This is a genomic window from Phytopseudomonas daroniae (genome assembly GCF_004327275.1).
In the GTDB taxonomy this organism is placed as follows: Bacteria; Pseudomonadota; Gammaproteobacteria; order Pseudomonadales; family Pseudomonadaceae; genus Aquipseudomonas; species Aquipseudomonas daroniae.
Genome location: NZ_QJUJ01000008.1, coordinates 219,411 through 244,027 on the forward strand (window position 1 = coordinate 219,411; position 24,617 = coordinate 244,027).

Below are 24,617 nucleotides of genomic sequence, written 5' to 3' on the forward strand. Positions count from 1 at the left end.
CCGCCATTCCGGTGCGGCGGGTTGCACCCGCCCTACGATCGATAAGTGGGGTCGATCCGATCCAGCTTGCGTAGCCAGGCCTGCCAGAGCAGCTGGCGTTGCCACTCGGCGCCCTGCAGTTGCTCACAGGCATGCTGTGACAGATGTGCCGGAATCTCGCTACAAGCCTGGCCACCGCCGTTGGCGGCGAGCTGGATCTCGCAGGCGCGGTTGAGGTAGTACATGACGTAGAAGGCGTCGGCGACGCTGGCGCCGACGCTGAGCAGGCCGTGGTGGCGCAGCAGCAGGGCGATGTTGTCGCCCAGCGAGGCCTGGATGCGCTGGCGTTCGTCCAGATCGAGGGCGACGCCCTCGTAGGCGTGGTAGCCCAGGCGCTGGTGGAACTCGGTGCTGATCTGGTTGAGCTGCAGCAGACCGGCGTCCTGCGCCGCCACCGCCATGCCCGCCAGGGTATGGGTGTGGATCACGCAGTGGGCGTCGTCGCGGGCCATGTGCACGGCGCTGTGGATGGTGAAGCCGGCGACGTTGTAGTCGGCGCGGCCTTCCACCACCTTACCGTGCATGTCGACCACGATCAGATCGCTGGCGCGGATCTCCTCGAAGAACAGGCCGAACGGGTTGATCAGGAAGCGCGGCTCGTCGCCCGGCAGGCGTACCGAGAAGTGGGTGTAGAGGGTGTCGTCCCAGCCGAACAGGGCGGCCAGGCGATAGGCCGCAGCGAGGTCGCGGCGCAGGGTGGCGAGATCGGTCATGCCGAAAGCTCCAGGCCGATGAAGCGGCGCACGCGTTCATGTTCGCCATGGCGAATGCTGTCGGGTGCGGCGTCGAGTTGCACGTGGCCGTTCTCCATGAACAGCACGCGGTCGGAAATGGACAGGGCGAAGTCCATCTCGTGGGTGACGATGAGCATGGTCATGCCTTCGCGGGCCAGGTCGCGGATCACCGCGAGCACGTCGCCGACCAGCTCGGGGTCGAGCGCCGAGGTGGGTTCGTCGAACAGCATGATCTCCGGTTTCATCGCCAGCGCGCGGGCGATGGCCACGCGCTGCTGCTGGCCACCGGAGAGCTGGTGCGGGTACTTGTCGGCATGGGCCAGCAGGCCGACCTTGTCGAGCAGGGCCAGGGCCTCGGTGCGCAGGTTTGCGGGTGTGTCCAGGTGGTGGTAGCGCGGTGCGAGCAGGACGTTGTCCACGATGGTGCGGTGCGGAAACAGGTTGAAGCTCTGGAACACCATGCCGATGCGTCGCACGCCTTCGCGCTGGCGGCGGTTGTCGGGACGGTCGCCGGCCTGGATGAAGCTCTCGCCGAACAGCACGATCTCGCCTTCGTCGATGCTTTCCAGGCCGTTGACGGTGCGGATCAGCGAGGTCTTGCCGGAGCCGGACGGGCCGATGATGGAGATCACCTCGCCGGGCTGCACGCTCAGGTCGATGCCCTTGAGCACGTGATGATTGCCGTAGTGCTTGTGGATGTTGCTCAGGTGCAGCGCCGCCGGTGCGCCGGGCTCACGGGCCTGGGCGTTGCCACCGGCCACTTGCGGCAGGCTGCGGCGGAGTTCGGCGACCTGGGCGTCGCCCAGGGTGCCCGGCTTGCGCCGGGTCAGGTCGAGGTGGCGTTCGAGGTACTGCAGGCCCCAGCCGAACAGCGTGACGATCAGCACGTAGTACACGGCCACTGCGCCGAGGGTCTCCAGCACCAGGAAGTTCTGCGCGTAGAGGCGCTGGCCGACCAGCAGCAGCTCGGTCAGCGAGATCACCGAGACCAGCGAGGTCAGCTTGACGATGGTGACGTATTCGTTGGTCAGCGTCGGCAGGGCGATGCGGAAGGCCTGCGGCACCACGATCAGGCGCTGCGTGCCGAGGCGGCCGATGCCCAGGGCGCGGGCCGCCTCGCGCTGGCCCTTGGCCACGGAGAGCAGGCCACCGCGGTGGATTTCCGCCATGTACGCCGCCTCGGTCAGCACCAGGGCGATCAGGCCGGCGTAGAAGGGATTCGACAGCACCTTGCCGCTGGCGGGCATGAGCTGTGGCAGGTTGTAGACGAAGATCAGCAGCACCAGCAGCGGTACGCTGCGGAAGAACCAGATATAGATCGAGGCCGGTGCGCTGAGCCAGCGGCTGGCGGCCTGCTTGGCGCTGGCCAGGCCGAAGCCGAGCACCAGGCCGATCAGCCAGGCCAGGGCGCTGAGTTTCACCACCGTCCAGCAGGCGGTCCAGAAGGCCGGCATGGAAAACAGGGAGAAGAAGTAGCTCCATTCGAATTGCATGTGACATCTCCGATGAGCCACAAGCTCCAAGCCACAAGCTGCAAGCGAATCGGGCGTTTCCCCTGCTTGTGGCTTGCAGCTTGTAGCTTACGGCTGTTTTTCAGGCTTCTTCCAGGTTGTATTTCTTCAGCAGCTCGGCGTACTCGCCGCTGGCCTTGAACTCGTCCAGCGCGGCTTTCAGGGCGTCCAGCAGTTGGGCGTTGCCCTTCTTCACGTAGATGCCCAGCACCTGCGGGTAGATGGCGTTCTGCGAGCTGATGGCGATGCGCCCGCGCGCCTTCTCGACGATCAGCAACGAGGCGGCGTCGATCTCCAGGTGCGCCTGGATATGGCCGGAGAGCAGGGCTTGCGAGGTTTCCGAAGTGGTCGGGTACTGGTTGATGGTGATGGCGCCGGCACCCTGTTCCTTGCAGTAGCCGTCGGAGACCTTCTGCAGCGCCGGGATCCACGAGGTGCCCTGTTGCAGGCCCACGGTCAGGCCGCACAGTTCTTCCGGGGTGGCCGGTTTCTTCTCGGCGTCGCTGCGCACCATGATCGCCGCGCCGGTCTTGGCGTAGGGGATGGCGTCGGCCTTCTCCAGGCGCTCGGGGAGGATGTACATGCCGGAGATGATGGTGTCGAAACGCCCGGCATCGAGGCCGAGGATCAGGTTGGGGAAGCTGATGTCGTTGAAGCTGGCCTCAAGGCCCAGGCGTTTGGCCAGGGCGGCGGAGACTTCCGGGTCGAAGCCCAGTACCTTGTCGCCTTCGTAGTACTCGAACGGCGGGTAGGAAATCTCCATACCCACCTTCAGCTCGCCGCTGGCGATGGTCTTCGGTGCTTCGGTGGCCTGGACGGCGCCGAACTGGAACAGGCCGGCGAGGGTGCACGCGATGGCCAGGGAGGAGGTACGGATCGAGGGGCGGATTGCCATTGTGGTTATCTCCGGATCAGGTTTTTGTGTTGGCAGGGGGCTACATAGGGGAAAGTCACAGTGCGCTCGGCTGGTGCTTCAGATGGCCGAAGCTGGAGGGCCGGCGCGCGCGTTCGGGCAGCTGCAGCTGGCCGTCCTCGACGCGCTTCTTCAGGTATTGGTAGGTCTGCAGCGCCTGGCTCCACATGTGCTCGCCGATGCTGATGGCCTCGTAGGCTTGGCCGGCAGTCTCGAACTGCGGCAGCGGGCGGATCTGCGTGTGGTAGTCGCAGGCGTAGAAGAACGGGAAGGAGTAGCGCTCCTCGCTGACCTTGCGCACGCGGTGCGAGGTGGCGACGAAGGTGCCGGCGCTCATTACCTCGAGCATGTCGCCGATGTTGACGACGAAGGTGCCCGCGCGCGGCGGCGCATCGATCCACTGGCCGAGGCCGTTCATCACCTCCAGGCCGGGGCGGTCGGCGAGCAGGATGGTGAAGCACTCGTAGTCGGTGTGGGCGCCGATGCCGGGGGCGTCCTGGGCGTCGCCGTCGAAGGGGTAGTGGATCAGGCGCAGCTTCGACGGCGGGAACTTGGCCATCTCGTCGAAGGTGTGCTCCGGCAGGCTCAGGGCCAGGGCGAAGCCGCGGAACAGCGTGCGGCCGAGCTGGAAGATGCGTGCGTAATAGGCCTGCACGGCTTCCTGGAAACCGGGCAGGGTTGGCCAGTGGTTCGGCCCCAGCAGCGGCGTGCCGGCCAGCACCAGCGGATTGTCGGCGGGCACCTCGAAGCCGATGTCGAAGGCTTCCTTGTGATCCGGCTTGCCGGCGCTGTAGCGCTCCTCGCCCTCGGGCACGAAGCCCTTGTGGCTTTCCGAGGCGCCGATGTAGTGGCGCATCTTGTCGTCCAAGGGCTGCGCGAAGTAGTGCTCGGCAGCCTGGTGCAGACCGTCGATCAGCGCCGCTTCGATGCCATGGCCACTGATGTAGAGAAAGCCCACCTCACGCGCCGCACGGCCCAGCTCTTCGGCCACGGCCAGGCGATCGGCGAGGTCGCTGCTGAACAGGCCGGCGATATCGACCACGGGTATTTCGGTGAAATGCTTGGTGTTGTTGTTCATCACGGCTCCTCAGCGACTGGTGAAACGATGGAAGTGCTGGCGCTCGCAACGCGCCATCCACTGGTTGAGCTGCCACAGGTCGGCCACCGGCACGTCGGTGAAGGGCAGATGGTGCAGGTAGCCGTCCGGGCCGAACTCGGGGGTCAGGGTGGTGGTCTGCAGGCCGCGCTTCTCCTGGCTGCTCCAGATGCCTTCCCAGTGGCGCTGGTGGAAGGCCAGCACTTCGGCGTACTCCGGCGCGCCGGGGTGAGGAACCTGCGGGCCCTGGTCGTAGCCGACGCGGGCCTGGATATGGTCGACCCGCTCGATGAAGGCCGAGAGGTCGTCGGCGGGGTCGTCCAGCAGGCGCTCGCAGGTCACCAGCCAATGGCTGATGTCGCTGGTGAAGCGCAGCTCGGGCACCTGGCGGATCACGTCCAGGGTCACCCAGGGGCTGTACAGTGAGCGCCCGCGGTGGATCTCGAAGCAGCAGTGCAGGCCGCTGGCATCGGCCAGCTCCAGTGCCCTGGCGAAGAAGTCGACCTGTTCGCTCAGCGACCAGCGATCGTTGCCGGGCAGCACGTTGACCAGGCGCGGGCTCAGTTCGGCGGCCCAGTCGAGCTTGCGCCGCAGGTCTGCCAGGTGAGCTTGCGGCGTATCGCTCTGGCGCGGCAGCACCGGTGTGGAGGTGAACAGGGTGGCGATATAGGGGACATTCTGCTCGCGTAGCAGGCGGGCGTTGGCGGTGCGTTGCGCGGTGGTCTCGGGGATGCGCGCCTCGATGCCGTCGAAGCCGGCGCTCAGCGCTTCGTCGAGCGCTTGCTGCCAACTGCCGCGATAACCCCAGAGGGTGCGGAAGATTTCCAGTCGCATGGCCGTCTCCTTGAGAGGGCGAAGGTCAGCGGCAGATTGGCAAGGGGCGTGGTGTGGCGCCCGGTGGCGTCCGATTCGAGCCGGCGCCTGGTTATGGGCTGCATTGTTCGCTCAGCTCGTGGCCGGGATAAATCGCTCCGAGCAAAAACTTAGTTTAGAGATTGCTGAACTATCGGCAGTGCAGGGCGATCAGTGCAAAGCCATTCGATATAAAGGAGCGCTGGAGGCTGGACGAAAGGGCGATTCGGGCCAAAAGTAGGGTGGGGCACGCTGTACCTACGCGGGCCGACCGATCCACCGTTCTGGCGGATGTGAAAAGTGACATCGAATGACATAGTGTGCCTGGCCAGGGTGCCGTGTCCGCGGCGGTGACGTTAGACTGGTGACCCGTTTGCGTGATCGACCACCATGTCCTTTACCCTGCCCGACCTGAAACTGCTGCGCATCTTCGTCGCCATCGTGCGCCACCAGGGCTTCGCCGCGGCGCAGCAGGAACTGAACCTGTCCACCTCGGCCATCAGCACCTACATGAGTCAACTGGAAAGCCAGCTCGGTATCGTGCTCTGCCATCGCGGACGCGGTGGTTTCAGTCTGACCAGCAAGGGCGAGCTGTTCCACCAGGAAACCCTGCGCCTGCTCGGCGAGCTGGAGGGTTTCGAACGCTACTCGGCGGCGCTCAAGGGCGAGTTGCGCGGCACCCTCAACCTCGGCGTGCTGGATTCGACCGTCAGCGACCCGGCGCTGCCGCTGGCCGAAGTGATTGGCGTCTACAGCCAGGAGTATCCTGGCGTGCACCTGCACCTGGCGGTGCTCAGCCCCGCCGAGCTGCAACTGGGGGTACTGGAGAACCGTCTGGATCTGGCCATCGGCGCCTTCTCCGTGCGCACCAACGGGCTGGTCTATCAGCCGCTGTACCGTGAGCAGCACTGGTTGTACTGCAGCGACCGACACCCTTTGTACGCGCAGCGGCAGATTCCCGCGGAAGTGATCACCCAGCAGCGCATGGTCGGCCGTGGCTACTGGAGCCAAGCCGAGCTGGCACGCCACGGCTTCAAGCATAGCGCCGCGACGGTGGAATCGATGGAAGCGCAACTGATTCTGGTGCTTTCCGGCGCCTATATCGGTTATCTGCCGGAACATCATGCGCAGTTCTGGGTGGAGCAGAAACGCCTGAAGGTGCTGCTACCGACCACCTTCGGCTACCAGGCACCCTTCACCCTGGCCCTGCGCCGTGGCCGCTCCCGCGAGCCGCTGATCCAGAGCTTTCGCGACCGACTCAAGGCGCAACTGAATCAGGGCTAGCATGCAGTTCGCATGGACAAGCCGTGATAGGGCGGTTCAAGGCGAAAGTGGCCGCTCAAAAACTGTATTGGATGTGCCGGCCAAATGTCGGATTACGCTTCGCTAGGCTACGCGCCCCGATCCAACCTACGTGATCCATTGCACGAATGTAGCCTGGATTAGCCGCAGGCGTAATCCGGGGCCGAAGGCCGTGATCCATGGTTCAACGCGGGTCACCGAACGTCCGCTCCCGCCTTGTTGCCGCCATGCTGGCGGCACGTTGTCTCGCAGGCGAGAGGTGCTCAGCCACACAGCAACCCGCCCAGATCGCTGGGCACGCGCCCGGTCCAGCGTTTGAACGAGCGGCGGAAGTTGGTGATGTCGCTGAAGCCCAGATGCTGGGCGACTTCCTCATTGCTGTAGCCCTTGACCTGATAGAGGAAGAGGGCGAGGTCGCGACGGGCCTGGTCGAGTTGTTCCTGGAAGTGCGTGTGGTGCTTGCCGAGCCGGCGTTTGAAGGAGGCCGGGCTGGTAGCGAAGGCCGCGGCGACTCTCTCCAGGCTCAGCGGCTGGCGGATGTGCTGGCTCAGGTGCTCGTGCAGGCGGTCGAGAAAGCTGGTCTGCCAACCCCAGGCATGCAGTTGCTCACTGCAACTCTGGCGGGCGACCAGGGCGCCAGTGGAACCTGCATCCGGCCAGGTGCGCAGCAGGTATTCACGGGGCAGGCTCATCACTGTCGAGGGGCGGTCGAAGGCCAACGCGTCGCCCAGGTGCACCCAATATTGTTCGACGTAGGCGGGTTCGGCGTAGGCGAACTGGAAGCGCCACGGCAGGCGTTCGTTCTGCTGGCGGCGGGCGAGGGCGACCACTGCGGTCATGCTCGCTTCGAGCAGGAAGGTGCCCAACTCACCGGCGCCGCAGCTGTCGCGCCAGTACAGGTGCAGGTAGCGATCATCCAGATGCATCACCGGTGTCAGCAGCGGCGAAAGCAGTGCCCGATATTCGCCGATCCGCTCCAGCGCCTGCAGCAGATTATCTGCCTGTTCGAGCAGTTGGCTGCTCGTGCCGTAATGCCCAGGCCACTGGCGCTGGCCGAGGAGAAAGCTGGTGTCCGGCGCGCCGAGCAGGCGCCGGGCGTTGTCGATCAGGCGCAGGAATTGTTGCGGGCTGATCAGGGCTCGGCCGGTAACCACATCGTCATAGAACAGCTCGCAGCCACGCAGCAGGTGGTGGGTGTCGATGCGCCTGGAGCGCGCCAGGTCGATCAGTACCGCAGGCAGGTGGTGAGCGGCGATAAAGCGGCTGTCGGCATCATAGGCGCCGGGCAGTGCCGGCAGGTTCATGCGCTGCGCACCAGGCGAGGTTTGGCCTGTGCCAGGGCAATATTCAGGCGTTTGAGCAACTGCGCTTCGTCTTCATCCAGGGCCATCACCGCCGCGGCGGTGGCCTGCAGGTGCAGGCGCTCACCATAGTGCTGGGTGCGGTGGGCGAGGCTGGCGATACTCTGACGCATGTCCTCGGCCATCACCTGGGCCTGGCTTTCGCCAGTGTCGGGCAGCACGGCGACGAAGCGGTCGCCGGCCAGGCGGCAGAGCATGTCCTGGTGGCGCAGGTTGAACAGCAGCAACTGCGCCACGACCTGCAGCACCAGGTCGCCTTCCTCCTGGCCGTAGCGTTGGTTGATCTGGTTGAAATCGTCCAGGTCGATGGCGATCAGCGACAGCGGACGCTGCTCGCTTTTTGCCTGTCCCAGCGCCTGGCGCAAGTGCTGGCGCAGGTACTGGGCACCGGACAGCGAGGTCAGGTTGTCGAACAGTCGGTGCTCGCGAAACAGTTGCTCGCGCTTGCTCATCTGCACGCTGATGGCCTGCTGCTCGCGGTGCAGGTGATACACGCCGAGAGTGAGCAGGATCATGCCGACCGGCATGGGCGCGGTTTCCAGCCAGTTGTCCCAGACCGCTTCGGGTGGCAGGCGAATGAACTCGTCGAGCATGTCCATCCACATGGAAAAGGTCAGGCAGCACAAGCCGATAGCCAGCAGGCGAGTGACCCGCCCCGCTGGCCGCGCCCGCAGCAGCATGATCAGCCAGCCAAACCAGATGGCCCCGGCGCCGCCTTCGCCGAGCACATCCATCCAGTTGATCTCGGCCCAGTACTTGATGTCGCCGGCTGCCAGGTAGATCAGCAGGCCGCAGTTGGCCGCTAGGAACAAACCGCCCAGCGTGAGGCTATGCAACTTCAACAGCGACTTCATGGTGCACCTCCTGCCGCACGTTCGCGGGTGCGCCAAGCATGCCCGGCGAATATCTCAGAACGATGACGCTTACTTGTCTTTGGCGGAGCAGGGCAGGCCATCCGGCCCGGTTTCGCCCTGGCAGAAACGCTCGTTCTGCTTCTGCAAGCGCGGTTCATGCAGGTATTTGCTGCCGCTGGCATCGCGCTGGATATCGAAGGCATCGTAGAGCCGATCGTCGGCGGTATAGGCGCGTACGCTCAGGCGGTTCTGTTCGACGCTGATGGTCTGGAACAGCTGGGTGTCTTCGGCTGTCCGGTCGGGCTGCGTATGGGCGCGGTCGTTGAGGCCGTACATTTTCGAGCCGGTGACCGAGACCATGTACACCGGGCCGATGGGCTGGTTGCTCTGCTGCGCCTCGGCGCTGGCTTCGCGTCCGGCTTCGTGGGTCAGCCGGCTGTAGCAATGGTCGTGGCCCTGCAGCACCAGGTCCACCTTGTAGCGGTCGAGCAGGGGCTTCCAGGCAGCCTTGAGTTCTTCGCTGTCTTCGGGGCGGGCGCAGGTGTAGATCGGTTGATGCATGACCACGATGTTCCAGGTCGCCTTGCTGGTTTTCAGAGCGTTTTCCAGCCACCTGGTCTGTGCGTCGAGCGTGCCGAGATCCAGGGCCGAGGTGCCGTCCAGTACGACGAAGCGCACACCCTGGTAGTCGCTGAAGAAACTGGTGTCGCGGACGCCATCTGCGCCGTTGCGCGGCAGGGCGAACTGAGCGGGAAAGTGCGGGCCGAGGCTGCGGCTTTCGCGACCGTCGGGTAGCAGGGTGTCGATGTATTCGTGGTTGCCGGCCGCTGTCAGCTGCGGGATGGCGGCGTAGGCCCAGCCACCGGCCTGATTCCATTCGCCCCACTCGTCGTCGTGGGCGAGTTCTTCCCGCGAGGCGACCAGATCACCGGCATGCACCACCAGCGCCGGGCGCGCCACGCTGCGCAGCGCCTGGCGAATGGTGCGCGAGGCGACGGCAAGAATGTCGTTCTGGGTATCGCCCAGGTACAGGAAGGTGAACGGCGCGAAGTCTTCCCGCGCGGTGCGGAACTGCTGCCACTCGCTCCAGCCGGCGCTGCCTTTCACGCGGTACACGTAGGCGGTATCCGGCGTCAGCTGTTCCAGACGCACCTGGTGGTAATTGGACGGGCCGTTGTCGCTGTCCAGGCGGCGGGTGATGCCGGTGAGTTGCGTCGCCTTGGCGGTGAGCTGCGGCCCGGCGAGTGCCGGCCCGAACTCCAGCAGCGCGTCGCCTTGCTGCAGATTCGTCCGGAAACTCACTGCCATTTGCATGGCTGCGTTCTGCCCGGGAGTGAGCACGATGCGATCGGCGAGATTGCCCGCGGCGTAGGGCTGGCCGACGGAGCGCGGCACGGTCTCGCTGGCGAACGATGACGAGGTGGCCAGCGCACAGGCCAGCAGTGATGCAAACAACAAGGGGCGAGACATTCGCGATTCCTCATGAGCCGTTGGGCGTGATGGGGCGTCACGGAAACAAAGCCATATGACGGTTCGGTGAATTCACGGGGGGTCGATTCGGCTCAGTACATCGGTGTGGGCGAGGGTGATTTTTCAGGGTGAATTCAGGCTGGCGCTCTGTGCAGCAGAGCAGCGAATAGCCAGCGAAGCGATTTCATCCGCAATACGGGTGTGGATATCGCTATTGCTGTCGCGAGCAAGCTTGCTCCTGCACGGATCCGGCGCCGACCTTTGCTGCGGATCGATGAGGTGGGGGTTATTTCAGCTCAGAAGCCTGTGGAAACACCCGAAAAATGGCGGTTTGCAGCGCTGTCGCCGTTCCCTGTCATGCAAGTGCCACAAAGGATTTCTAACGTCCGCAGCCATTCCTGGTGTCGCCAGGGGCCATTGGAACGAGGGATTCAAAGTGGCAATGCCTTTTCGTCAAATCCGTAATGCCGGGTTCAGGGTCAGCCTGCTGGCCATCGCCATAAGCGCTGCGCCAGCCTGGGCAGAGGAAGAAGCGGTCGAGCGTGTCGACGTGATCGGCCAGGCCGCCAGCATCGACAAGGCGCTGCGCGAGCAGAAAAGCTCGGACAGCATCAAGAGCGTGGTGCACGCCGACGGCGTCGGCCAGTTGCCGGACGACAACGCCGCCGAAGCGCTGCAGCGCATACCCGGCCTGTCGGTCGAGCGCGACCAGGGCGAAGGCCGCTTCGTCAGCGTGCGCGGCATCGCCCCGGACCTGAACAGCGTGACCATCAACGGCACCCTGGTGCCCGCACCGGAGGGAGACCGCCGCGCGGTGGCGCTCGATGTACTGCCGTCCGAACTGGTACAGTCGCTGTCGGTAGTCAAGAGCCTGACGCCGGACATGGATGCCAACTCGCTCGGTGGCACCATCGAGGTACAGAGTCTGTCGGCCTTCGACCACGAGGGCCTGTTCTACACCTTCTCCGCTGAAGGCAGCCACGACACCAATGTCAGCAAGAACAGCCCGAAGTTCTCCGGTGCGATCAGCGACCGCTTCAGCCTCGGCGACGGCACCGACAACTTCGGCGTGGCCGCGGCGTTCAGCTGGCAGAAGCGCAAGTTCGGTTCGGAAAACGTCGAGACTGGCGGCAACTGGGATTTCTCGGATGGCGCACGGCTGGAAGAGGTCGAGCAGCGCGACTACGAGATCACCCGCGAGCGCACCGGCTTCGGTTTGAACTTCGATTACCAGCCGGACGATTACTCCAATTACTACCTGCGCACGCTGTACAGCAAGTTCAAGGATACCGAGACCCGCAACGCGGCCGGCGTTGAGTTCGCCGATGCGCAGGCCTCCGGCGAGCGTGGCGATGCCGAGGGCTGGCGCGATCTGAAATCCCGGCAGGACACCCAGGAAATCCAGTCCTACGTGATTGGTGGCGAGCGCCTGATCGACCTGTGGACGCTGAGCGGCCAGGCCGGTTACAGCCAGGCCACCGAGAAGGATCCGGGCGGTATCGCCGGTGCCGAGTTCGTCGGCGATTTCGAAAACGTCGGTTTCGATGGCACGCGCAAACCGCGCGTCTCCGTAGGCGGTGCTTTCTACGACCCGGCGTCCTTCACCCTCGACGAGGTGGAATGGGAAAAGGTCAAAGGCAAGGACAAGGAAAAGAACATCCGCCTGGATCTGGCCCGCGACTACGATCTCAGCGGCAACGCCGCACAGGTCAAATTCGGTGGCAAGCTGAGCCGTCGCGACAAGACCAGCGATACCGAAGTCTGGGTCTATGACGATTTTTCCGGTGTCGGGCTCGATGGTTTCCAGAGTGGCAACGTCGATTACTCCCTGGGCAACTACGGCAACGGCATCAGCGCCGGGGCGATCAAGGACCTGATCGCCGGCCTGGATCGCGATGCGTTCTACGACGAGGAAAACTCGCGCATCAACGACTTCGACATGCGCGAGGACATCAACGCCGCCTACCTGATGAACAGCCTCGACGTCGACGACTGGCGCTTTATCGCTGGCCTGCGCTACGAAGGCACCGAGTTCGAAGCCAAGGGCACCGGCCTGCGCGACGGCGTGTACGAGAACACCCGGAGCAAGAAGCGCTACGACCACTGGCTGCCGGGCCTGCATGTGCGCTATCAGCTGTCGCCGTCCACCGCCGTGCGCGCTGCCTGGACGAATACCGTGGTGCGTCCGACCTTCGGCCAACTGGCACCGGGCTTCGCTATCGATGGTGCCGACGCATCCTTTGGCAACCCCGATCTCAAACCGCTGGAATCGATGAACTTCGACCTCGGCATCGAGCATTACATGGGCCGCGCCGGCGTGGTGTCGGGGTTCCTGTTCTACAAGGATATCGACAATTTCATCTACAACACCGATCTCGCCGGCACTGGCGCCTGGGCCGATTTCGACGAAGCGCTGAGCTTCGAGAACGGCAGCAGCGCCAAGCTCTACGGTGTCGAACTGGCCTACTCACAGAAATTCGACTGGCTGCCAGCACCCTGGAATGGCGTGCTGCTCGGCGCCAACCTGACCCTGAGCAAATCCGACGCGACCCTCTCAGGGCAGGGCGCCAAGCGCTCCATCGAGATGCCGAACCAGTCCGACACCGTCGGCAACTTGATGGTTGGCTGGGAGAACGACCGTTTCAACGTGCGCGTGGCCGCCAACTACAAGTCCAGCTACCTGTACGAGATCGGCTCCATCGAAGACAAGAACCAGGATCTGCACGTCGACGATCAACTATTCGTCGACTTCAAGGCCGGTTACTTCCTTACGCCGGATCTGCAGCTGACCTTCGAGGCGCAGAACATCACCGACGAGTCCTACTACGTCTACACCGGGCGCCACGGCTACAACGCCCAGTACGAAGAGTACGGCCCGACCTACAAGATCGGCCTGACCCTCACTCACTTCTGACCACGATCCTGTAGGAGCTGGCTTGCCGGCGAGGCGCTACGCAGTCGAAGACTGGCGTGAGCTTCGCCAGCCTAATCGCCAGCAAGCCGGCTCCTACGCCATGACTGCTGCAGGACACTCTTCATCCATGCGTATGTTCAATCTGTCCCTGTTGGGACTCTGCGTTACCCTGGCCGCCTGCCAGAGCACTGCACCGGAGAAACCGCTCTCCGCTGCCGCTCCAACGGTGAAGATCAGTCGTTCTCTGATCGCCACTGAAAGTACTCAGTGGCTGGCGCCACTGCCGTCTCTGACCAACGCCGAACGCCTGCAGATCGGCCGCAAAGCCCTGCAGGTGATCGACCGTAGTGGCCAGGTGGTAAGCGAGTTATCCGGCCGCTTCGAAACCCTCGACCATCGTGCGGATGACAGCGGCCTGCTGGTCGCCACCCTCGACAAGACGCGTCAGCAGGCGTTGCTGGTGCGGCTGCAAGGCGATGCCTGGGGCGGCGCGCACTACCTGCCGAAAACCCGTTTCGCCATCGAAGGGCTGTGCCTGTACCGCGACAGCGCGCGCAACGACTACCTGTTCCTGGTGGGCGAGGAGGGCATAGGCGAGCAATGGCTGGTGGCCGAAAACGGTCGACCGCTGGCCGACGCACGCCTGGTACGTGCCCTGAGCCTGCCGCCGGAAAGCGGCTTCTGCCAGGTCGATGACCGCAGCGAAAGCCTTTACGTCAACGAGGAAAATGTCGGTGTCTGGCGTTACCAGGCTGACGCCGAAGCGCCGCTGGTGCGTGAGCCGGTGGAGTTGCTCGCGCCTTTTGGCGCTCTGGCTGAAAGCGCCGCGGGTATGGCGGTGTTGCCCGATGCCCTGTTGTTGCTCGATTCAGGCGCCGCGAACCTGCACCTGTATCAGCGCAGCGCCGAGCATTGGCAGCGTACCGGCGTGGTGAAGCTCGACGGTCTCGACGAGCCGGAGCAGGTCAGTGCCCGCGCCACGGCCGAGGGCCTTGAGCTGCTGCTGATCGATGATGACGGTGCACGTAGCGCAACCCTGGATTGGACGCCGAAAGCGACGCCGCAAGCGACAGTCATCCCGCAGATCGCGCCGCTGGTGCAGACCGATGGCGTGCCCAGCCTGGGCGACGCGGCGGATGACCCGGCGATCTGGGTCAATACCCGCTATCCCGAGCGCAGCCGCGTACTGGGCACCGACAAGAAGGGCGGGCTGCTCGCCTACGACCTGGCCGGCAAGCAGGTGCAGAACCTGCGTGTTGGCCGGCTCAACAACGTCGACATTCGCCTGGGTTTCAGGCTCGGCAATCGCCAGGTGGATCTGGCCGTGGCCAGCAATCGCGATCACAACAGCCTGCACCTGTTCGCCATCGATCCGGCCAGCGGCGAGCTCAGCGATATCGGTCAGCTCGCCACGCCGCTCGAGGAGATCTACGGGCTGTGTCTGTTCAAGGATCGCCAGGGCGCCATCCATGCCATCGCCAACGACAAGGACGGCACCTTTCTGCAATACCGCCTCAGCGGTGAGAGCGGCGAGGCGACCGGCCAATTGGTAAGGCGCTTCAAGACCGAGAGCCAGCCGGAAGGCTGCGTGGCCGACGACCGCAACGAGCGCCTGTATATCGGCGAGGAAGACGTGGCGGTGTGGGCGCTGGATGCCCGTGGCGATGCGCAGGCAGAGCTGGAGAAAGTCATCGCCGTCGGTGGCCCGCTGCAGGACGACATCGAGGGCCTGGGGCTCTACCACGGCAAACAGCGCGACTACCTGGTGATTTCCAGCCAGGGCAACGACAGCTACGTGGTAGTCGAGGCGCAGGCGCCATACAAGCTGCGCGGCAGTTTCCGGATTGGCCTGAACGCCCGACTGGGCATCGACGGAGCCTCGGAAACCGATGGCCTGGAAGTGACCTCGGCCAACCTGGGTGGGCCATGGAGCGCCGGCATGCTGGTGGTGCAGGACGGCCGCAAGCGTATGCCCGAGGGCAACCAGAACTACAAGTACGTGCCCTGGTCGGCGGTCGCCGACGTTCTGGGACTGGAGTGAAAAACCTTCGGTTGTAGGGTGGATCACGCTTCACCTACGCGGCCCGCCCGATCCACCGTTTCGGTGGATGTAAAAGGCGACAGCTACGCGCCCCGATCCACCCTACGAAACTGGAGTTAGTTGCGTGGCGTTGCGCCTGTCATCAGTGCGCAACGTCCCTGTCTTCCAATGTGAGCCGTGGTGCTCGCGCAATCGAAGGAATCCGTCATGCAAAACCAACCCCATCTCGAACACATGACCGTCTGGGGCCTCATCAGCGAGGCGAGCATCGTCGTTCAAGCGGTGATGCTCTGCCTGGTGCTGGCCTCGCTGATCAGTTGGTACCTGATCGTCCAGCGTGGCGCGGTACTGCGCCGTAGCGAGCGCCTGGCGAAGACCTTTCTCAAACGTTTTCGCAGCGATGAAATCGGCGGGTTGTACCGCGAAGGCGCGCAGCAGGAGCTGCCGGTGGACGCCGCTCTGCAGCGCATCTTCATCGCCGGTTACCAGACCTTCAGCCAGTTGCAGCCCCACGCCGGCGATCACCCGGATACGGTGCTCGACGGTGTCGAGCGCAGCCTGCACGTGGCCATCGCCGAGCAGGAAGAGCGCCTGGAAAAAGGCCTGCCGTTCCTCGCCACCGTGGGTTCGGTCAGCCCCTATATCGGCCTGTTCGGCACCGTGTGGGGGATCATGAATTCCTTTCTCGGTCTGTCCCAGGTGCAGCAGGCGACTCTCTCGACCGTGGCACCGGGCATCGCCGAAGCGCTGATCGCCACTGCCATCGGCCTGTTCGCGGCGATTCCCGCGGTGATGGCCTACAACCGTTTCTCGGCGCGCACCCAGACGCTGATCGCCCGTTACTACGCCTTTGGCAACGAACTGCAGGGCCGCCTGCATCGGCGCCTGAACAGTGCGGTGCCAAGCATGGCCGCCGCGGCCTGAGGAGGGCTTCCCCATGCTGGTTAGACCGACCCGGAAACACGGCCTGAAAGCCGAAATGAACGTGGTGCCCTACATCGACGTGATGCTGGTACTGCTGGTGATCTTCATGGTCACGGCGCCGATGCTGGTGCAGGGCGTGCAGATCGAGCTGCCCAAAGTAGCTGCCGAAGCACTGCCGACGCCGAACGAACAGCGCATCGTCACCCTCTCGGTAAAGGATGACGGCAGCTACTACTGGAACCTGGGCAGTGAAGTGGACACCGAGTCGCAGACCGACAGCGCGGTGGACAAGGCGCAGATGGGCGAGAAGATCGCCGGCATCGTTGCCGAGCACCCGGACACCCAGGTGTATATCCGCGCCGACCAGAACGCCGACTATGGCGCGGTGGTCGCCGGTATCGCCGAACTGCAGCGTGGCGGCGTCAGCCGTCTCGGGCTGATCACCGAGGCCCCCTGATATGAGCACGCTGACCTTGGACTTGCACGAACCGCGTTTCCCCTGGCCGGCCTGGCGTGAGCACAGCTTCGCCCTCGGTGTGGCGGTGGCGCTGCATATCGGCCTGGCGTTCGTGCTGCTCAACCTGTCGCATAACGCGCCGATGCCGCCTGTGGTTTCCGCGGTGATCACCACCCAGCTGGTTTCGCCCCCCGCGCCGGCTGTGCAGCCTCCGCCGCCACCGGTTGCGCCGCCCATGCCGGAGGTGGCGGCGGCCGAGCCAGCGCCGCTGCCTGAACCGGTGGTCGAGGCGCCCCAGGTGCAGGAGGCGGATCTGGCCCTCAAGCGCGTGCAGCAGGAACGGCAGGAAAGGCAGCAACGCATCGAGCGGGAACGTCAGCAGCAGCGTCGTGAAGAAGCGTTACGTCAGGAGGCGATGGCTCGCCAGGAACGGCAGCGCCAGGCACGGCTGCAGGAACAGCAACTGGCCCAGGCCCAGGCCCGCCAGGCCGAAGCCGAGCGCCAGGCCGCTGCGGCAGCAGCCGCGCGAGCGGAGGCCGAGGCGGCCAGCCGTCAGTACCTGCCAATTGCCAAGGATGCACCGGACTACCCCCAGCGTGCTCTGGATCGCAAGATCGAGGGTGAATGCACCGTGGCTTACCGGGTGAACGCCCAAGGGCGGGTGGAGGATCCCCAGGTCGTGGGCGAGTGTCACCCGCTGTTCGTCAAACCCTCGCTGGCGGCCGCGAAGAGCTTTCGCTATCAGCCAAAGGTGGTCAACGGCCAGGCGGTCGCCGTGGCGAACGTGAAGAACACCTTCACCTACAAGATTCAGTAAGCAATTTTAGGAGCGGTAGGGTGGGTTAGGTGCTTGTTACAAGGCACCAGCACGATGCCATTACCGTTGCGCCGTAACCCACCATGGGCGCGAAACCGGATATCGATTTGGTGGGTTACGCGCCGCGTCAACATCGCGGTGCCTCATATTGATGGATCCCGCGTCCTGCGGGATCAACATCGCACCGGAGAGTTCTCAGCGCACCAGGCAGGGCTTCTTGTTATCGAATGTCCAACCACTGATCAGGTACTGCATGGCCACGGCATCGTTGCGCGCACCCAGGCCCATGCCCTTGTAGCACTCGTGGGCCTTGGCCACGGCATCCATGTCCAGTTCCACGCCGAGACCCGGTTTCTGCGGCACGCTGACCAGGCCGCCTTCGATGCGGAACGGCTCCTTGGTCAGGCGCTGGCCGTCCTGCCAGATCCAGTGGGTGTCGATGGCGGTGATCTTGCCCGGTGCCGCGGCGGCGACGTGGGTGAACATGGCCAGGGACACGTCGAAGTGGTTGTTGGAGTGCGAGCCCCAGGTCAGGCCCCAGTCGTTGCACATCTGCGCCACGCGTACCGAACCCTGCATGGTCCAGAAGTGCGGGTCGGCCAGGGGAATGTCGACCGACTGCAGCTGGATGGCATGGCCCATCTGACGCCAGTCGGTGGCGATCATGTTGGTCGCGGTCGGCAGGCCGGTGGCGCGGCGGAACTCGGCCATCACCTCGCGGCCGGAGTAACCGTTCTCGGCACCGCAGGGGTCTTCGGCGTAGGCCAGCACATGGTGCTGGTCGCGGCACAGGCGGATGGCTTCCTGTAGCGACCAGGCGCCGTTCGGATCGAGGGTGATACGCGCATCCGGGAAGCGCTCGGCCAGTGCGGTGACCGCTTCGATTTCCTCATCGCCGCGCAGCACGCCGCCCTTGAGTTTGAAATCCTTGAAGCCATAACGCTCGTAGGCGGCCTCGGCGAGACGCACCACGCCCTGAGCATCCAGCGCTTCTTCGTTGCGCACCTGGAACCAGGCGTTATCGGCATCCGCTTCCTGGCGATAGGGCAGGTCGGTTTTCTTGCGGTCGCCGATATAGAACAGGTAGCCCAGCATTTCCACGGCATCACGCTGCTGACCTTCGCCCAGCAGGGCGGCGACCGGTACTTCCAGATGCTGACCGAGCAGGTCGAGCAGCGCGGCTTCCACGGCAGTGACGGCGTGGATGGTGATACGCAGATCGAAGGTCTGCAGGCCGCGACCGCCGGAGTCGCGGTCGGCGAAGGCCTGACGCACCTGGCCGAGAAGCTTCTGGTATTGGCCGATGGATTGGCCGAGCAGCAGTTGGCGCGCGTCTTCAAGAGTCTGGCGAATAGCTTCGCCGCCCGGCACTTCACCGACGCCGACATGCCCGGCGTTGTCGCGCAGGATCAGCAGGTTGCGGGTGAAGAAGGGCGCGTGGCCACCGCTCAGGTTGAGCAGCATGCTGTCGTGCCCGGCAACGGGAATGACCTCCAGGGAGGTGATGACCGGGGTGCCTGTGTGGATATTGTTATTGTTCATCGCTTGACTCCTGTTGCCGTCGCCGGCGTTGCGGATGGTCTGGCTGCCTCGTCGGGCAGCGTTTGCAGATCGCTTCGGGTGTCGCTGGTGGTGAAAAAGATAACGTTATCATCATAAACAGATAACGTTATCATTCAAGCGTGAATTTTTAGGGTTGATGGTTGCGGGCGGATAGAGAAGCAGGCCGTAGGATGGGTGAAACCCATCAATCGTGATGGGTTTCACCCATCCTACGAATGCAGGCGTAGTGTCTGTCGCCAGGCTCAAGCGGTGCTGCCACGCTCGATGATCGCGAACCCGGTATCCATGCTCGGTTCGGCGCTCTGGCCGTCGAAGCGGCGCAGCAGCGCTTCGGCGACTTGCCTGCCCATCTCGGTGGCGTTGACGCTGACCGTGGACAGGGCAGGGTTGGCGAATTGGCCGTTGAGGGTGTCGCCGAAGCCCAGCACGGCGATGTCGCCAGGCACGTTCAGCCCGCGGGTGGCCGCTTCAGCCAGAACGCCGAGGGCCACGGTATCCGAGCTGCAGAAGATGAAATCCGGTCGTTCACCGGCATCCAGCAGATTGGCCAGGCCCTTGCGGCCGACCTCCCAGGTCGCTGGCAGGGGCAAGGTCTGTACCGCCACGGTCTCGACACCCAGCGTGGTGAGGCGGCCGATCACCGCGTTACAGCGGCGCAGCGCACGAGGATCGTCGACGCCGATCACCGCCCAGCGCCGGTAGCCCCGAGCGAAGAAGTGCTCGGCCACGGCGGCGCCGACCTGCTCATGGGAGAAGCCCACCTGCATGTCCAGTCCGTCGTCGCCGAGATCCCAGGCTTCGACCACCGGGATGCCGGCGGACGCCAGGCGTTCGCGGCTGGCCTGGGTGTGAAAGGTGCCGGTCAGCACGATGCCGTCCGGGCGACGGCCGAGAATGGCTGCCAGCAGGGCTTCTTCATGTTCGGGGGTGTAGCCGCTCGGCCCGACCAGGGTGTGATAGCCGGCTTCGGCGAGGCGATCCATGATCGCCTGCACCACGCTGGCGTAGATCGAATTGGCGATGGTCGGCAGCACGATGGCCACCAGGCGGCTCTTGCTGGTCGCCAGGCCACCGGCCATCAGGTTGGGCACGTATCCCATGGCGCGTACCACTTCGAGTACATGCGTGCGGGTGGCATCGCTGACCAGCTCCGGGCGCTGGATCGCCCGCGACACGGTGATCGGCGACACACCGGCCTTGAGGGCTACATCCTTGACCGTGATCGGCAGGTCGCCGAGGTCACCGCGGTCTTTGGCCAGCTCTCTGCGCGATTTTCTTGCCACGTGGTCGTCTCGATCGAAGAAGCGATAGGGTTGCCCGGCAGGTTACGGCAGGGGCGCGGCATTGTCGCCCGTGCGCAGCATGAACAGGCGGAACACCACCACGGTGGTGAACAGCTGGCAGAGGCCGAGCAGCAGATCGAGTAGCAGGCGCCCGGCCGGATCGGCAGCGATATCGCCAGCCATGAAGCCGATCACCCAGATCGGCACCATCACCAGCAGCACACAGGCGAAAATCGGCCAGAAATGCCCGCGGGTCAGTTGCAGGCTTTCATGCAGCGCCTGTAGCGGCGACAGGCCGCGCAGTACCAGCAGGTAATCGGAGAATACCAGCCGCACCATCAGCCACAGCCCCGGCAGGATGAACAGCGAGGCGCCCAGCATGATCGCCAGGGTGCCGATGCCGGCCAGCAGCACGAAGCGCGGCCACAGGCTCAGGCTCATGGCGATCAGCGCGCTCTTGGCCGGCTGCCCGCCGCTGCTGCGTGCCTCGATGAACAGGATCAGCGCGGCGCTGTACAGCGGATAGAAGAACAGCCCGAGCAGTACGTCGTAGAGCGGCACCTGGGCGGCAGCGACCAGGCCTTCGATCTGCAGGCGAAGAACTGCCTCCAGGAGCAGGAAGGGCAGGCACAGGAGGATGATCTGTAGCAGGTTTTGCCGGAAGAAGAACCAGGCGTCACGCAAGGCGTCGAGGGGATTCATGGAAAGTCGCGGCCAGAAAAACAGGTCGTCATCATACGAGGGCGCCGGTTTCTCGACCAGTGATGAGGCGAGCCTCGATCACCGTCGGGCTGCGGCTTTCGACCTGGAGGGGGCGAGGCTGGCATACTGGCAACCCGTGCAACCCGCGCGAGCCCTTGTGAGGATGTCCGGTGAAAAAAATAGCCGTGTTCGCCGACGTACAGAATCTCTATTACACCGTGCGCCAGGCCTATGGCTGTCACTTCAACTACACCGCGTTCTGGGCCGAGCTGGCCGGCGGTGGCGAGATCGTCGAGGCGTACGCCTATGCCATCGACCGCGGCGACCCCAAGCAGCAGCAGTTCCAGCAGATCCTGCGCAACCTCGGTTTCACCGTGAAGCTCAAACCCTACATTCAGCGCAGTGACGGTTCGGCCAAGGGCGATTGGGACGTGGGCATCACCATCGACGTGATGGATGCTGCGGCGAACGTCGACAGCGTGGTGCTGGCTTCCGGCGACGGCGATTTCGATCTGCTGCTCGAGCGCATTCGTCAGCGCCATGGCGTCGAGGCCGTGGCCTACGGCGTTCCCGGGCTTACCGCACAATCGCTGGTGCGCGCGGCTACTCGTTATGTGCCCATCGAGGGCCATCTGTTGTTGAAACACTGAGGCTTTACGTGAAACCCATCGCTGTCATCGACTTCGAAACCACCGGCATGTCGCCGGCCCAGCAGGCGCGTGCCACCGAAATCGGGGTGGTGATCATCGAGAACGGGCAGATCACCGCGCGTTACCAGAGCCTGATGAACAGCGGTGCCTGGGTACCGCCGTTCATCGAGCAACTCACCGGCATCAGCAATGCCATGTTGCGTGATGCACCACCGGCGGCCGAGGTGATGCATGAAGTCGCCGAGTTCGTTGGCGACATTCCGATGCTGGCGCACAACGCCTCCTTCGATCAGAAATTCTGGGACGCCGAACTGGGCCTGATCGGGCGCAGCCGTGCCCAGCCGTTCGCCTGTTCGCTGCTGCTGTCGCGGCGTTTGCTGCCAAGCGCACCGAGCCACAAGCTCGGTAACCTCAACCGCTGGGCGCGCCTGCCGGATACCGGCAAGGCTCACCGGGCGCTGGCCGACGCGGAGATGGCCGCCAACCTCACCCTGCATCTGTGCCGCTTGCTGCGCGAGCAGTACGGCCGCAGTGCGGTCGATCATGACTTCCTGCGTCAGTTGCAGGGCATGCCGGCGGCCAAGGTTCGCGCGATACTCAACGTCGTGGGTTAGGGCGATCTGTTCCCGGACAGGATAAACTGTGCGGTCTTCCCATTGCCCATCACGTTGCCACCATGACCTTCGCTTCCCTCGGCCTGATCGAACCTCTGCTGCGTTGCCTCGACGGCCTCGATTACAAGACCCCGACGCCCGTGCAGGCCCAGGCCATCGGCCCGATCATCAAGGGCCGCGATCTGATGGCCGCGGCGCAGACCGGCACCGGCAAGACCGCGGCCTTCACCCTGCCGATCCTGCAGCGTCTGATGATGGAAGGCCCGGTGGTGGCGAGCAATTCGGTGCGTGCCCTGGTGCTGGTGCCGACCCGTGAGCTGGCCGAGCAGGTGCAGCAGAGCGTGCAGACCTATTCGCAGTTTCTGCCGCTGCGCAGTTACGCGGTGTACGGCGGCGTGAGCATCAACCCGCAGATGATGAAGCTGCGCAAAGGGCTCGACGTATTGGTCGCCACACCCGGCCGGCTGCTCGACCTGTACCGCCAGAACGCGGTGAAGTTCTCCCAACTGCAGGTACTGGTGCTCGACGAAGCCGATCGCATGCTCGACCTGGGCTTTGCCCGCGAGCTGGATGACCTGTTCGCCGCCTTGCCGAAGAAGCGCCAGACCCTGCTGTTTTCCGCGACCTTCTCCGAGGCCATTCGCACCCTGGCTGGCGAAATGCTGCGCGATCCGCTGAGCATCGAGGTCAGCCCGCGCAACGCCGCGGCCAAGTCGGTCAAACAGTGGCTGATCCCGGTGGACAAGAAGCGCAAGGCCGAGCTGTTCCTGCACCTCTACCGCAGCAAGAAATGGTCGCAGGTGCTGGTGTTCGCCAAGACCCGCAAGGGCGTCGACGAGCTGGAGCAGGAGCTGCTGGCCGCGGGCATTCGTGCCGACTCGATCCACGGCGACAAGCCGCAGCCAACCCGCCTGCGTGCGCTGCAGCGCTTCAAGAACGGTGAAGTCGACGTGCTGGTCGCCACCGACGTGGCCGCCCGTGGCCTGGATATCGACGATCTGCCGCTGGTGGTCAACTTCGACCTGCCCATCGTCGCCGAAGACTACGTGCACCGCATTGGCCGTACCGGTCGTGCGGGAGCCAGCGGCCAGGCCGTGTCGCTGGTCTGCGCCGACGAGGTGCAATTGCTGTCGGCCATCGAGGCGCTGATCCAGCAGATTCTGCAGCGCGTCGACGAACCGGATTTCATCCCCGATCACCGCGTGCCGCAGACGGTCGCTGGCGGCCTGGTGGTGAAAAAGCCGAAGAAACCGAAAAAGCCCAAGGTGGTCGGCGGCGGCAAGTCCGGCAGCCTGGGCCGCTGGATGGAAAGCGACGAACCCGTTGCACCGCCGGTCAAGGCCATCCGCAAGGTACCGAGCTTCGGCGGTAAGCCGAAGGGCGGGCGTTAGTGCTCGTACGCCACGCCACCGAGGCTGATGTCGACGCGATAACCGCGATAGTTCACGAAGCCTACGCACCCTACATTCCGCGAATCGGCAGGGAGCCTGCGCCGATGCTCGATGACTACCGCCAGGTCATCGAGCGGTGCAGGGTATTCGTATTGGAAATGGACGGGGCGCCGAGAGGCGTTTTGGTGCTGGAGCATGAGGGCGATGTCCTGCATGTGCAGAACGTCGCGGTTTGCAACCAGGCCCGTGGCCAGGGGCTTGGCAGGGAACTGATGAGTTTTGCCGAGCGCCAGGCTCAGGCGCTGGGGTGTGGGTCTATCGAGCTTTACACCAACGAGTTGATGACCGAGAACATCCTGTTCTACGCGCGGTTGGGGTATCAGGAAACTCGCCGGGCCGTGGAAGACGGTTATGCCCGGGTGTTCTTGCGAAAGTCGATTTCGCCCGAAAGCTAGAGGCCAGGTCGCATTACTCATACGGCCCTGGGTATCGTTTCGCTCGACCCAGGCTATGTCTGTTTCACTCCGTTCAAGATGTCTCTATCTTCAGCCAAGGCCAGCGCGCCTGGTAACTCTGTGACTTGCGCAGAAACATCTCGGGCTGCGGATTTAGCGGATTGATGCGCAGTATTCCTCGTTGCAGCTCATCCAGGCCATGGGTGCTATACAACTCGCCACTACGGACGTCCACGCCAATACAGGTTGCCTTGATCAGGTAGCGGTCGATGCCATCGAAGACGCTTTGCAGCCGCGGGCATGGAGCGCCGAATTTCTGCTCGTACCAAAGGTGCACCCGGGCCTGATTACGTACTTCGATATTGCTAGCAAGGTGAGAGCAGGCTCTCTGCACTTGCTCGATGACCTGGTTTTCAGCTTCCCAGGACACATCCTGATCGAAGTAGAAAACATCATAATCCTTGATGCCCCAATCCGCAGGCTGACCGGATTGCAGGTTCCACACGGGTTGGAACAGGCAGCCAGCAGTCAGCGTGCAGGCTGGAATATCCAGCTTGGTAAGTATCTGCAGCAGCGCCTGATTCACAGGATTGCTCAGGGCTATCTCCAGCAGTTGCTGATTACCAATGGCATCGCTCCCGTCGGGGGCGCCGATGGTTTCCATGGCGCTTGGG

At 64.1% G+C, this 24,617-nt stretch carries 22 protein-coding genes; 10 read left to right on the plus strand and 12 right to left on the minus strand.

The features are described from left to right. Positions 1-32: 32 nt before the first annotated feature. The 5 genes from DNK10_RS18880 to DNK10_RS18900 all read right to left on the minus strand — a co-directional run bounded on the left by DNK10_RS18880 (position 33) and on the right by DNK10_RS18900 (position 5,127). On the minus strand, positions 33-752 hold the full coding sequence (locus DNK10_RS18880) for a class II aldolase/adducin family protein (RefSeq protein ID WP_131180280.1): 720 nt from the start codon (positions 750-752) through the stop codon (positions 33-35). After that, a complete protein-coding gene (locus DNK10_RS18885; RefSeq protein ID WP_131192618.1) occupies positions 749-2,266 on the minus strand; it encodes an amino acid ABC transporter permease/ATP-binding protein in 1,518 nt (505 codons plus the stop codon). The genes DNK10_RS18880 and DNK10_RS18885 overlap by 4 nt, the downstream gene beginning before the upstream one ends. A 100-nt stretch (positions 2,267-2,366) precedes the next feature. Beyond that, complete coding sequence (locus DNK10_RS18890; protein WP_131192619.1) at positions 2,367-3,179, minus strand: ABC transporter substrate-binding protein; 813 nt, start codon at positions 3,177-3,179, stop codon at positions 2,367-2,369. 55 nt (positions 3,180-3,234) lie between these two features. After that, a complete protein-coding gene (locus tag DNK10_RS18895) occupies positions 3,235-4,275 on the minus strand; it encodes an isopenicillin N synthase family dioxygenase (RefSeq protein ID WP_131192620.1) in 1,041 nt (346 codons plus the stop codon). 9 nt (positions 4,276-4,284) lie between these two features. After that, positions 4,285-5,127, minus strand: coding sequence for a sugar phosphate isomerase/epimerase family protein (locus DNK10_RS18900; protein ID WP_131192621.1), 843 nt, complete (start codon positions 5,125-5,127; stop codon positions 4,285-4,287). A 408-nt stretch (positions 5,128-5,535) separates the two neighbouring features. On the opposite strand from DNK10_RS18900, the gene DNK10_RS18905 reads away from it, so the two are divergent. Next, positions 5,536-6,429 (plus strand): LysR family transcriptional regulator, encoded by an 894-nt coding sequence (locus DNK10_RS18905; protein ID WP_131180285.1) that lies wholly within the window; start codon positions 5,536-5,538, stop codon positions 6,427-6,429. Between the two features lie 281 nt (positions 6,430-6,710). Here DNK10_RS18905 and DNK10_RS18910 read toward each other — a convergent pair whose 3' ends face one another. The 3 genes from DNK10_RS18910 to DNK10_RS18920 all read right to left on the minus strand — a co-directional run bounded on the left by DNK10_RS18910 (position 6,711) and on the right by DNK10_RS18920 (position 10,132). After that, on the minus strand, positions 6,711-7,751 hold the full coding sequence (locus DNK10_RS18910; RefSeq protein WP_131180286.1) for an AraC family transcriptional regulator: 1,041 nt from the start codon (positions 7,749-7,751) through the stop codon (positions 6,711-6,713). Next, on the minus strand, positions 7,748-8,662 hold the full coding sequence (locus DNK10_RS18915; RefSeq protein WP_131180287.1) for a GGDEF domain-containing protein: 915 nt from the start codon (positions 8,660-8,662) through the stop codon (positions 7,748-7,750). The genes DNK10_RS18910 and DNK10_RS18915 overlap by 4 nt, the downstream gene beginning before the upstream one ends. Before the next feature lie 69 nt (positions 8,663-8,731). Continuing rightward, the gene (locus DNK10_RS18920) at positions 8,732-10,132 is read right to left on the minus strand and encodes a purple acid phosphatase family protein (protein WP_131192622.1); all 1,401 of its coding nucleotides are present in this window, start codon (positions 10,130-10,132) and stop codon (positions 8,732-8,734) included. A 442-nt stretch (positions 10,133-10,574) separates the two neighbouring features. On the opposite strand from DNK10_RS18920, the gene DNK10_RS18925 reads away from it, so the two are divergent. The 5 genes from DNK10_RS18925 to DNK10_RS18945 all read left to right on the plus strand — a co-directional run bounded on the left by DNK10_RS18925 (position 10,575) and on the right by DNK10_RS18945 (position 17,285). After that, complete coding sequence (locus DNK10_RS18925) at positions 10,575-13,046, plus strand: TonB-dependent receptor (protein WP_131192623.1); 2,472 nt, start codon at positions 10,575-10,577, stop codon at positions 13,044-13,046. Between the two features lie 127 nt (positions 13,047-13,173). Further along, complete coding sequence (locus DNK10_RS18930; RefSeq protein WP_131192624.1) at positions 13,174-15,087, plus strand: phytase; 1,914 nt, start codon at positions 13,174-13,176, stop codon at positions 15,085-15,087. A gap of 207 nt (positions 15,088-15,294) precedes the next feature. Further along, positions 15,295-16,011, plus strand: coding sequence for a protein TolQ (tolQ, locus tag DNK10_RS18935; RefSeq protein ID WP_131192625.1), 717 nt, complete (start codon positions 15,295-15,297; stop codon positions 16,009-16,011). A 13-nt stretch (positions 16,012-16,024) separates the two neighbouring features. Next, complete coding sequence (tolR, locus tag DNK10_RS18940; protein WP_131192626.1) at positions 16,025-16,468, plus strand: protein TolR; 444 nt, start codon at positions 16,025-16,027, stop codon at positions 16,466-16,468. Between the two features lies 1 nt (position 16,469). Continuing rightward, a complete protein-coding gene (locus DNK10_RS18945; RefSeq protein WP_131192627.1) occupies positions 16,470-17,285 on the plus strand; it encodes an energy transducer TonB in 816 nt (271 codons plus the stop codon). Positions 17,286-17,480: 195 nt separating this feature from the next. Here the strand turns inward: DNK10_RS18945 and gudD are convergent, their stop codons facing one another. From gudD to DNK10_RS18960, 3 genes are all read right to left on the minus strand, one after another. Next, entirely contained in the window at positions 17,481-18,827 is a 1,347-nt protein-coding gene (gene gudD, locus DNK10_RS18950; RefSeq protein ID WP_131192628.1) for a glucarate dehydratase, read from the minus strand. A 263-nt stretch (positions 18,828-19,090) separates the two neighbouring features. Further along, the gene (locus tag DNK10_RS18955; protein ID WP_131192629.1) at positions 19,091-20,131 is read right to left on the minus strand and encodes a LacI family DNA-binding transcriptional regulator; all 1,041 of its coding nucleotides are present in this window, start codon (positions 20,129-20,131) and stop codon (positions 19,091-19,093) included. A gap of 42 nt (positions 20,132-20,173) precedes the next feature. Then, positions 20,174-20,833: a YciC family protein gene (locus DNK10_RS18960; protein ID WP_131192630.1), complete on the minus strand. Its 660-nt coding sequence runs from the start codon at positions 20,831-20,833 to the stop codon at positions 20,174-20,176. Between the two features lie 170 nt (positions 20,834-21,003). Here DNK10_RS18960 and DNK10_RS18965 point away from each other — a divergent pair, with 170 nt between their 5' ends. The 4 genes from DNK10_RS18965 (at position 21,004) to DNK10_RS18980 (ending at position 23,943) form a co-directional block, all read left to right on the plus strand. Continuing rightward, on the plus strand, positions 21,004-21,483 hold the full coding sequence (locus DNK10_RS18965; protein WP_131180297.1) for an NYN domain-containing protein: 480 nt from the start codon (positions 21,004-21,006) through the stop codon (positions 21,481-21,483). Between the two features lie 8 nt (positions 21,484-21,491). Beyond that, complete coding sequence (locus tag DNK10_RS18970) at positions 21,492-22,097, plus strand: 3'-5' exonuclease (protein ID WP_131192631.1); 606 nt, start codon at positions 21,492-21,494, stop codon at positions 22,095-22,097. Positions 22,098-22,159: 62 nt separating this feature from the next. Beyond that, positions 22,160-23,488 carry an RNA helicase RhlE1 gene (gene rhlE1, locus DNK10_RS18975; RefSeq protein ID WP_131192632.1) on the plus strand — a complete coding sequence of 443 codons (1,329 nt, stop codon included), beginning with the start codon at positions 22,160-22,162 and terminating at the stop codon, positions 23,486-23,488. Then, positions 23,488-23,943, plus strand: coding sequence for a GNAT family N-acetyltransferase (locus DNK10_RS18980; protein ID WP_131192633.1), 456 nt, complete (start codon positions 23,488-23,490; stop codon positions 23,941-23,943). The genes rhlE1 and DNK10_RS18980 overlap by 1 nt, the downstream gene beginning before the upstream one ends. A gap of 73 nt (positions 23,944-24,016) precedes the next feature. Here DNK10_RS18980 and DNK10_RS18985 read toward each other — a convergent pair whose 3' ends face one another. Next, positions 24,017-24,607, minus strand: coding sequence for a nucleotidyltransferase family protein (locus tag DNK10_RS18985; protein WP_131192634.1), 591 nt, complete (start codon positions 24,605-24,607; stop codon positions 24,017-24,019). Between the last annotated feature and the right edge of the window lie 10 nt (positions 24,608-24,617).

Excerpts from the sequence above, each read along its gene's own strand:
- DNK10_RS18880 (WP_131180280.1), bottom strand. The coding sequence starts at position 752 with ATGACCGATCTCGCCACCCTGCGCCGCGACCTCGCTGCGGCCTATCGC.
- DNK10_RS18885 (WP_131192618.1), bottom strand. The coding sequence starts at position 2,266 with ATGCAATTCGAATGGAGCTACTTCTTCTCCCTGTTTTCCATGCCGGCC.
- DNK10_RS18890 (WP_131192619.1), bottom strand. The coding sequence starts at position 3,179 with ATGGCAATCCGCCCCTCGATCCGTACCTCCTCCCTGGCCATCGCGTGC.
- DNK10_RS18895 (WP_131192620.1), bottom strand. The coding sequence starts at position 4,275 with ATGAACAACAACACCAAGCATTTCACCGAAATACCCGTGGTCGATATC.
- DNK10_RS18900 (WP_131192621.1), bottom strand. The coding sequence starts at position 5,127 with ATGCGACTGGAAATCTTCCGCACCCTCTGGGGTTATCGCGGCAGTTGG.
- DNK10_RS18905 (WP_131180285.1), top strand. The coding sequence starts at position 5,536 with ATGTCCTTTACCCTGCCCGACCTGAAACTGCTGCGCATCTTCGTCGCC.
- DNK10_RS18910 (WP_131180286.1), bottom strand. The coding sequence starts at position 7,751 with ATGAACCTGCCGGCACTGCCCGGCGCCTATGATGCCGACAGCCGCTTT.
- DNK10_RS18915 (WP_131180287.1), bottom strand. The coding sequence starts at position 8,662 with ATGAAGTCGCTGTTGAAGTTGCATAGCCTCACGCTGGGCGGTTTGTTC.
- DNK10_RS18920 (WP_131192622.1), bottom strand. The coding sequence starts at position 10,132 with ATGTCTCGCCCCTTGTTGTTTGCATCACTGCTGGCCTGTGCGCTGGCC.
- DNK10_RS18925 (WP_131192623.1), top strand. The coding sequence starts at position 10,575 with ATGCCTTTTCGTCAAATCCGTAATGCCGGGTTCAGGGTCAGCCTGCTG.
- DNK10_RS18930 (WP_131192624.1), top strand. The coding sequence starts at position 13,174 with ATGCGTATGTTCAATCTGTCCCTGTTGGGACTCTGCGTTACCCTGGCC.
- tolQ (WP_131192625.1), top strand. The coding sequence starts at position 15,295 with ATGCAAAACCAACCCCATCTCGAACACATGACCGTCTGGGGCCTCATC.
- tolR (WP_131192626.1), top strand. The coding sequence starts at position 16,025 with ATGCTGGTTAGACCGACCCGGAAACACGGCCTGAAAGCCGAAATGAAC.
- DNK10_RS18945 (WP_131192627.1), top strand. The coding sequence starts at position 16,470 with ATGAGCACGCTGACCTTGGACTTGCACGAACCGCGTTTCCCCTGGCCG.
- gudD (WP_131192628.1), bottom strand. The coding sequence starts at position 18,827 with ATGAACAATAACAATATCCACACAGGCACCCCGGTCATCACCTCCCTG.
- DNK10_RS18960 (WP_131192630.1), bottom strand. The coding sequence starts at position 20,833 with ATGAATCCCCTCGACGCCTTGCGTGACGCCTGGTTCTTCTTCCGGCAA.
- rhlE1 (WP_131192632.1), top strand. The coding sequence starts at position 22,160 with ATGACCTTCGCTTCCCTCGGCCTGATCGAACCTCTGCTGCGTTGCCTC.
- DNK10_RS18985 (WP_131192634.1), bottom strand. The coding sequence starts at position 24,607 with ATGGAAACCATCGGCGCCCCCGACGGGAGCGATGCCATTGGTAATCAG.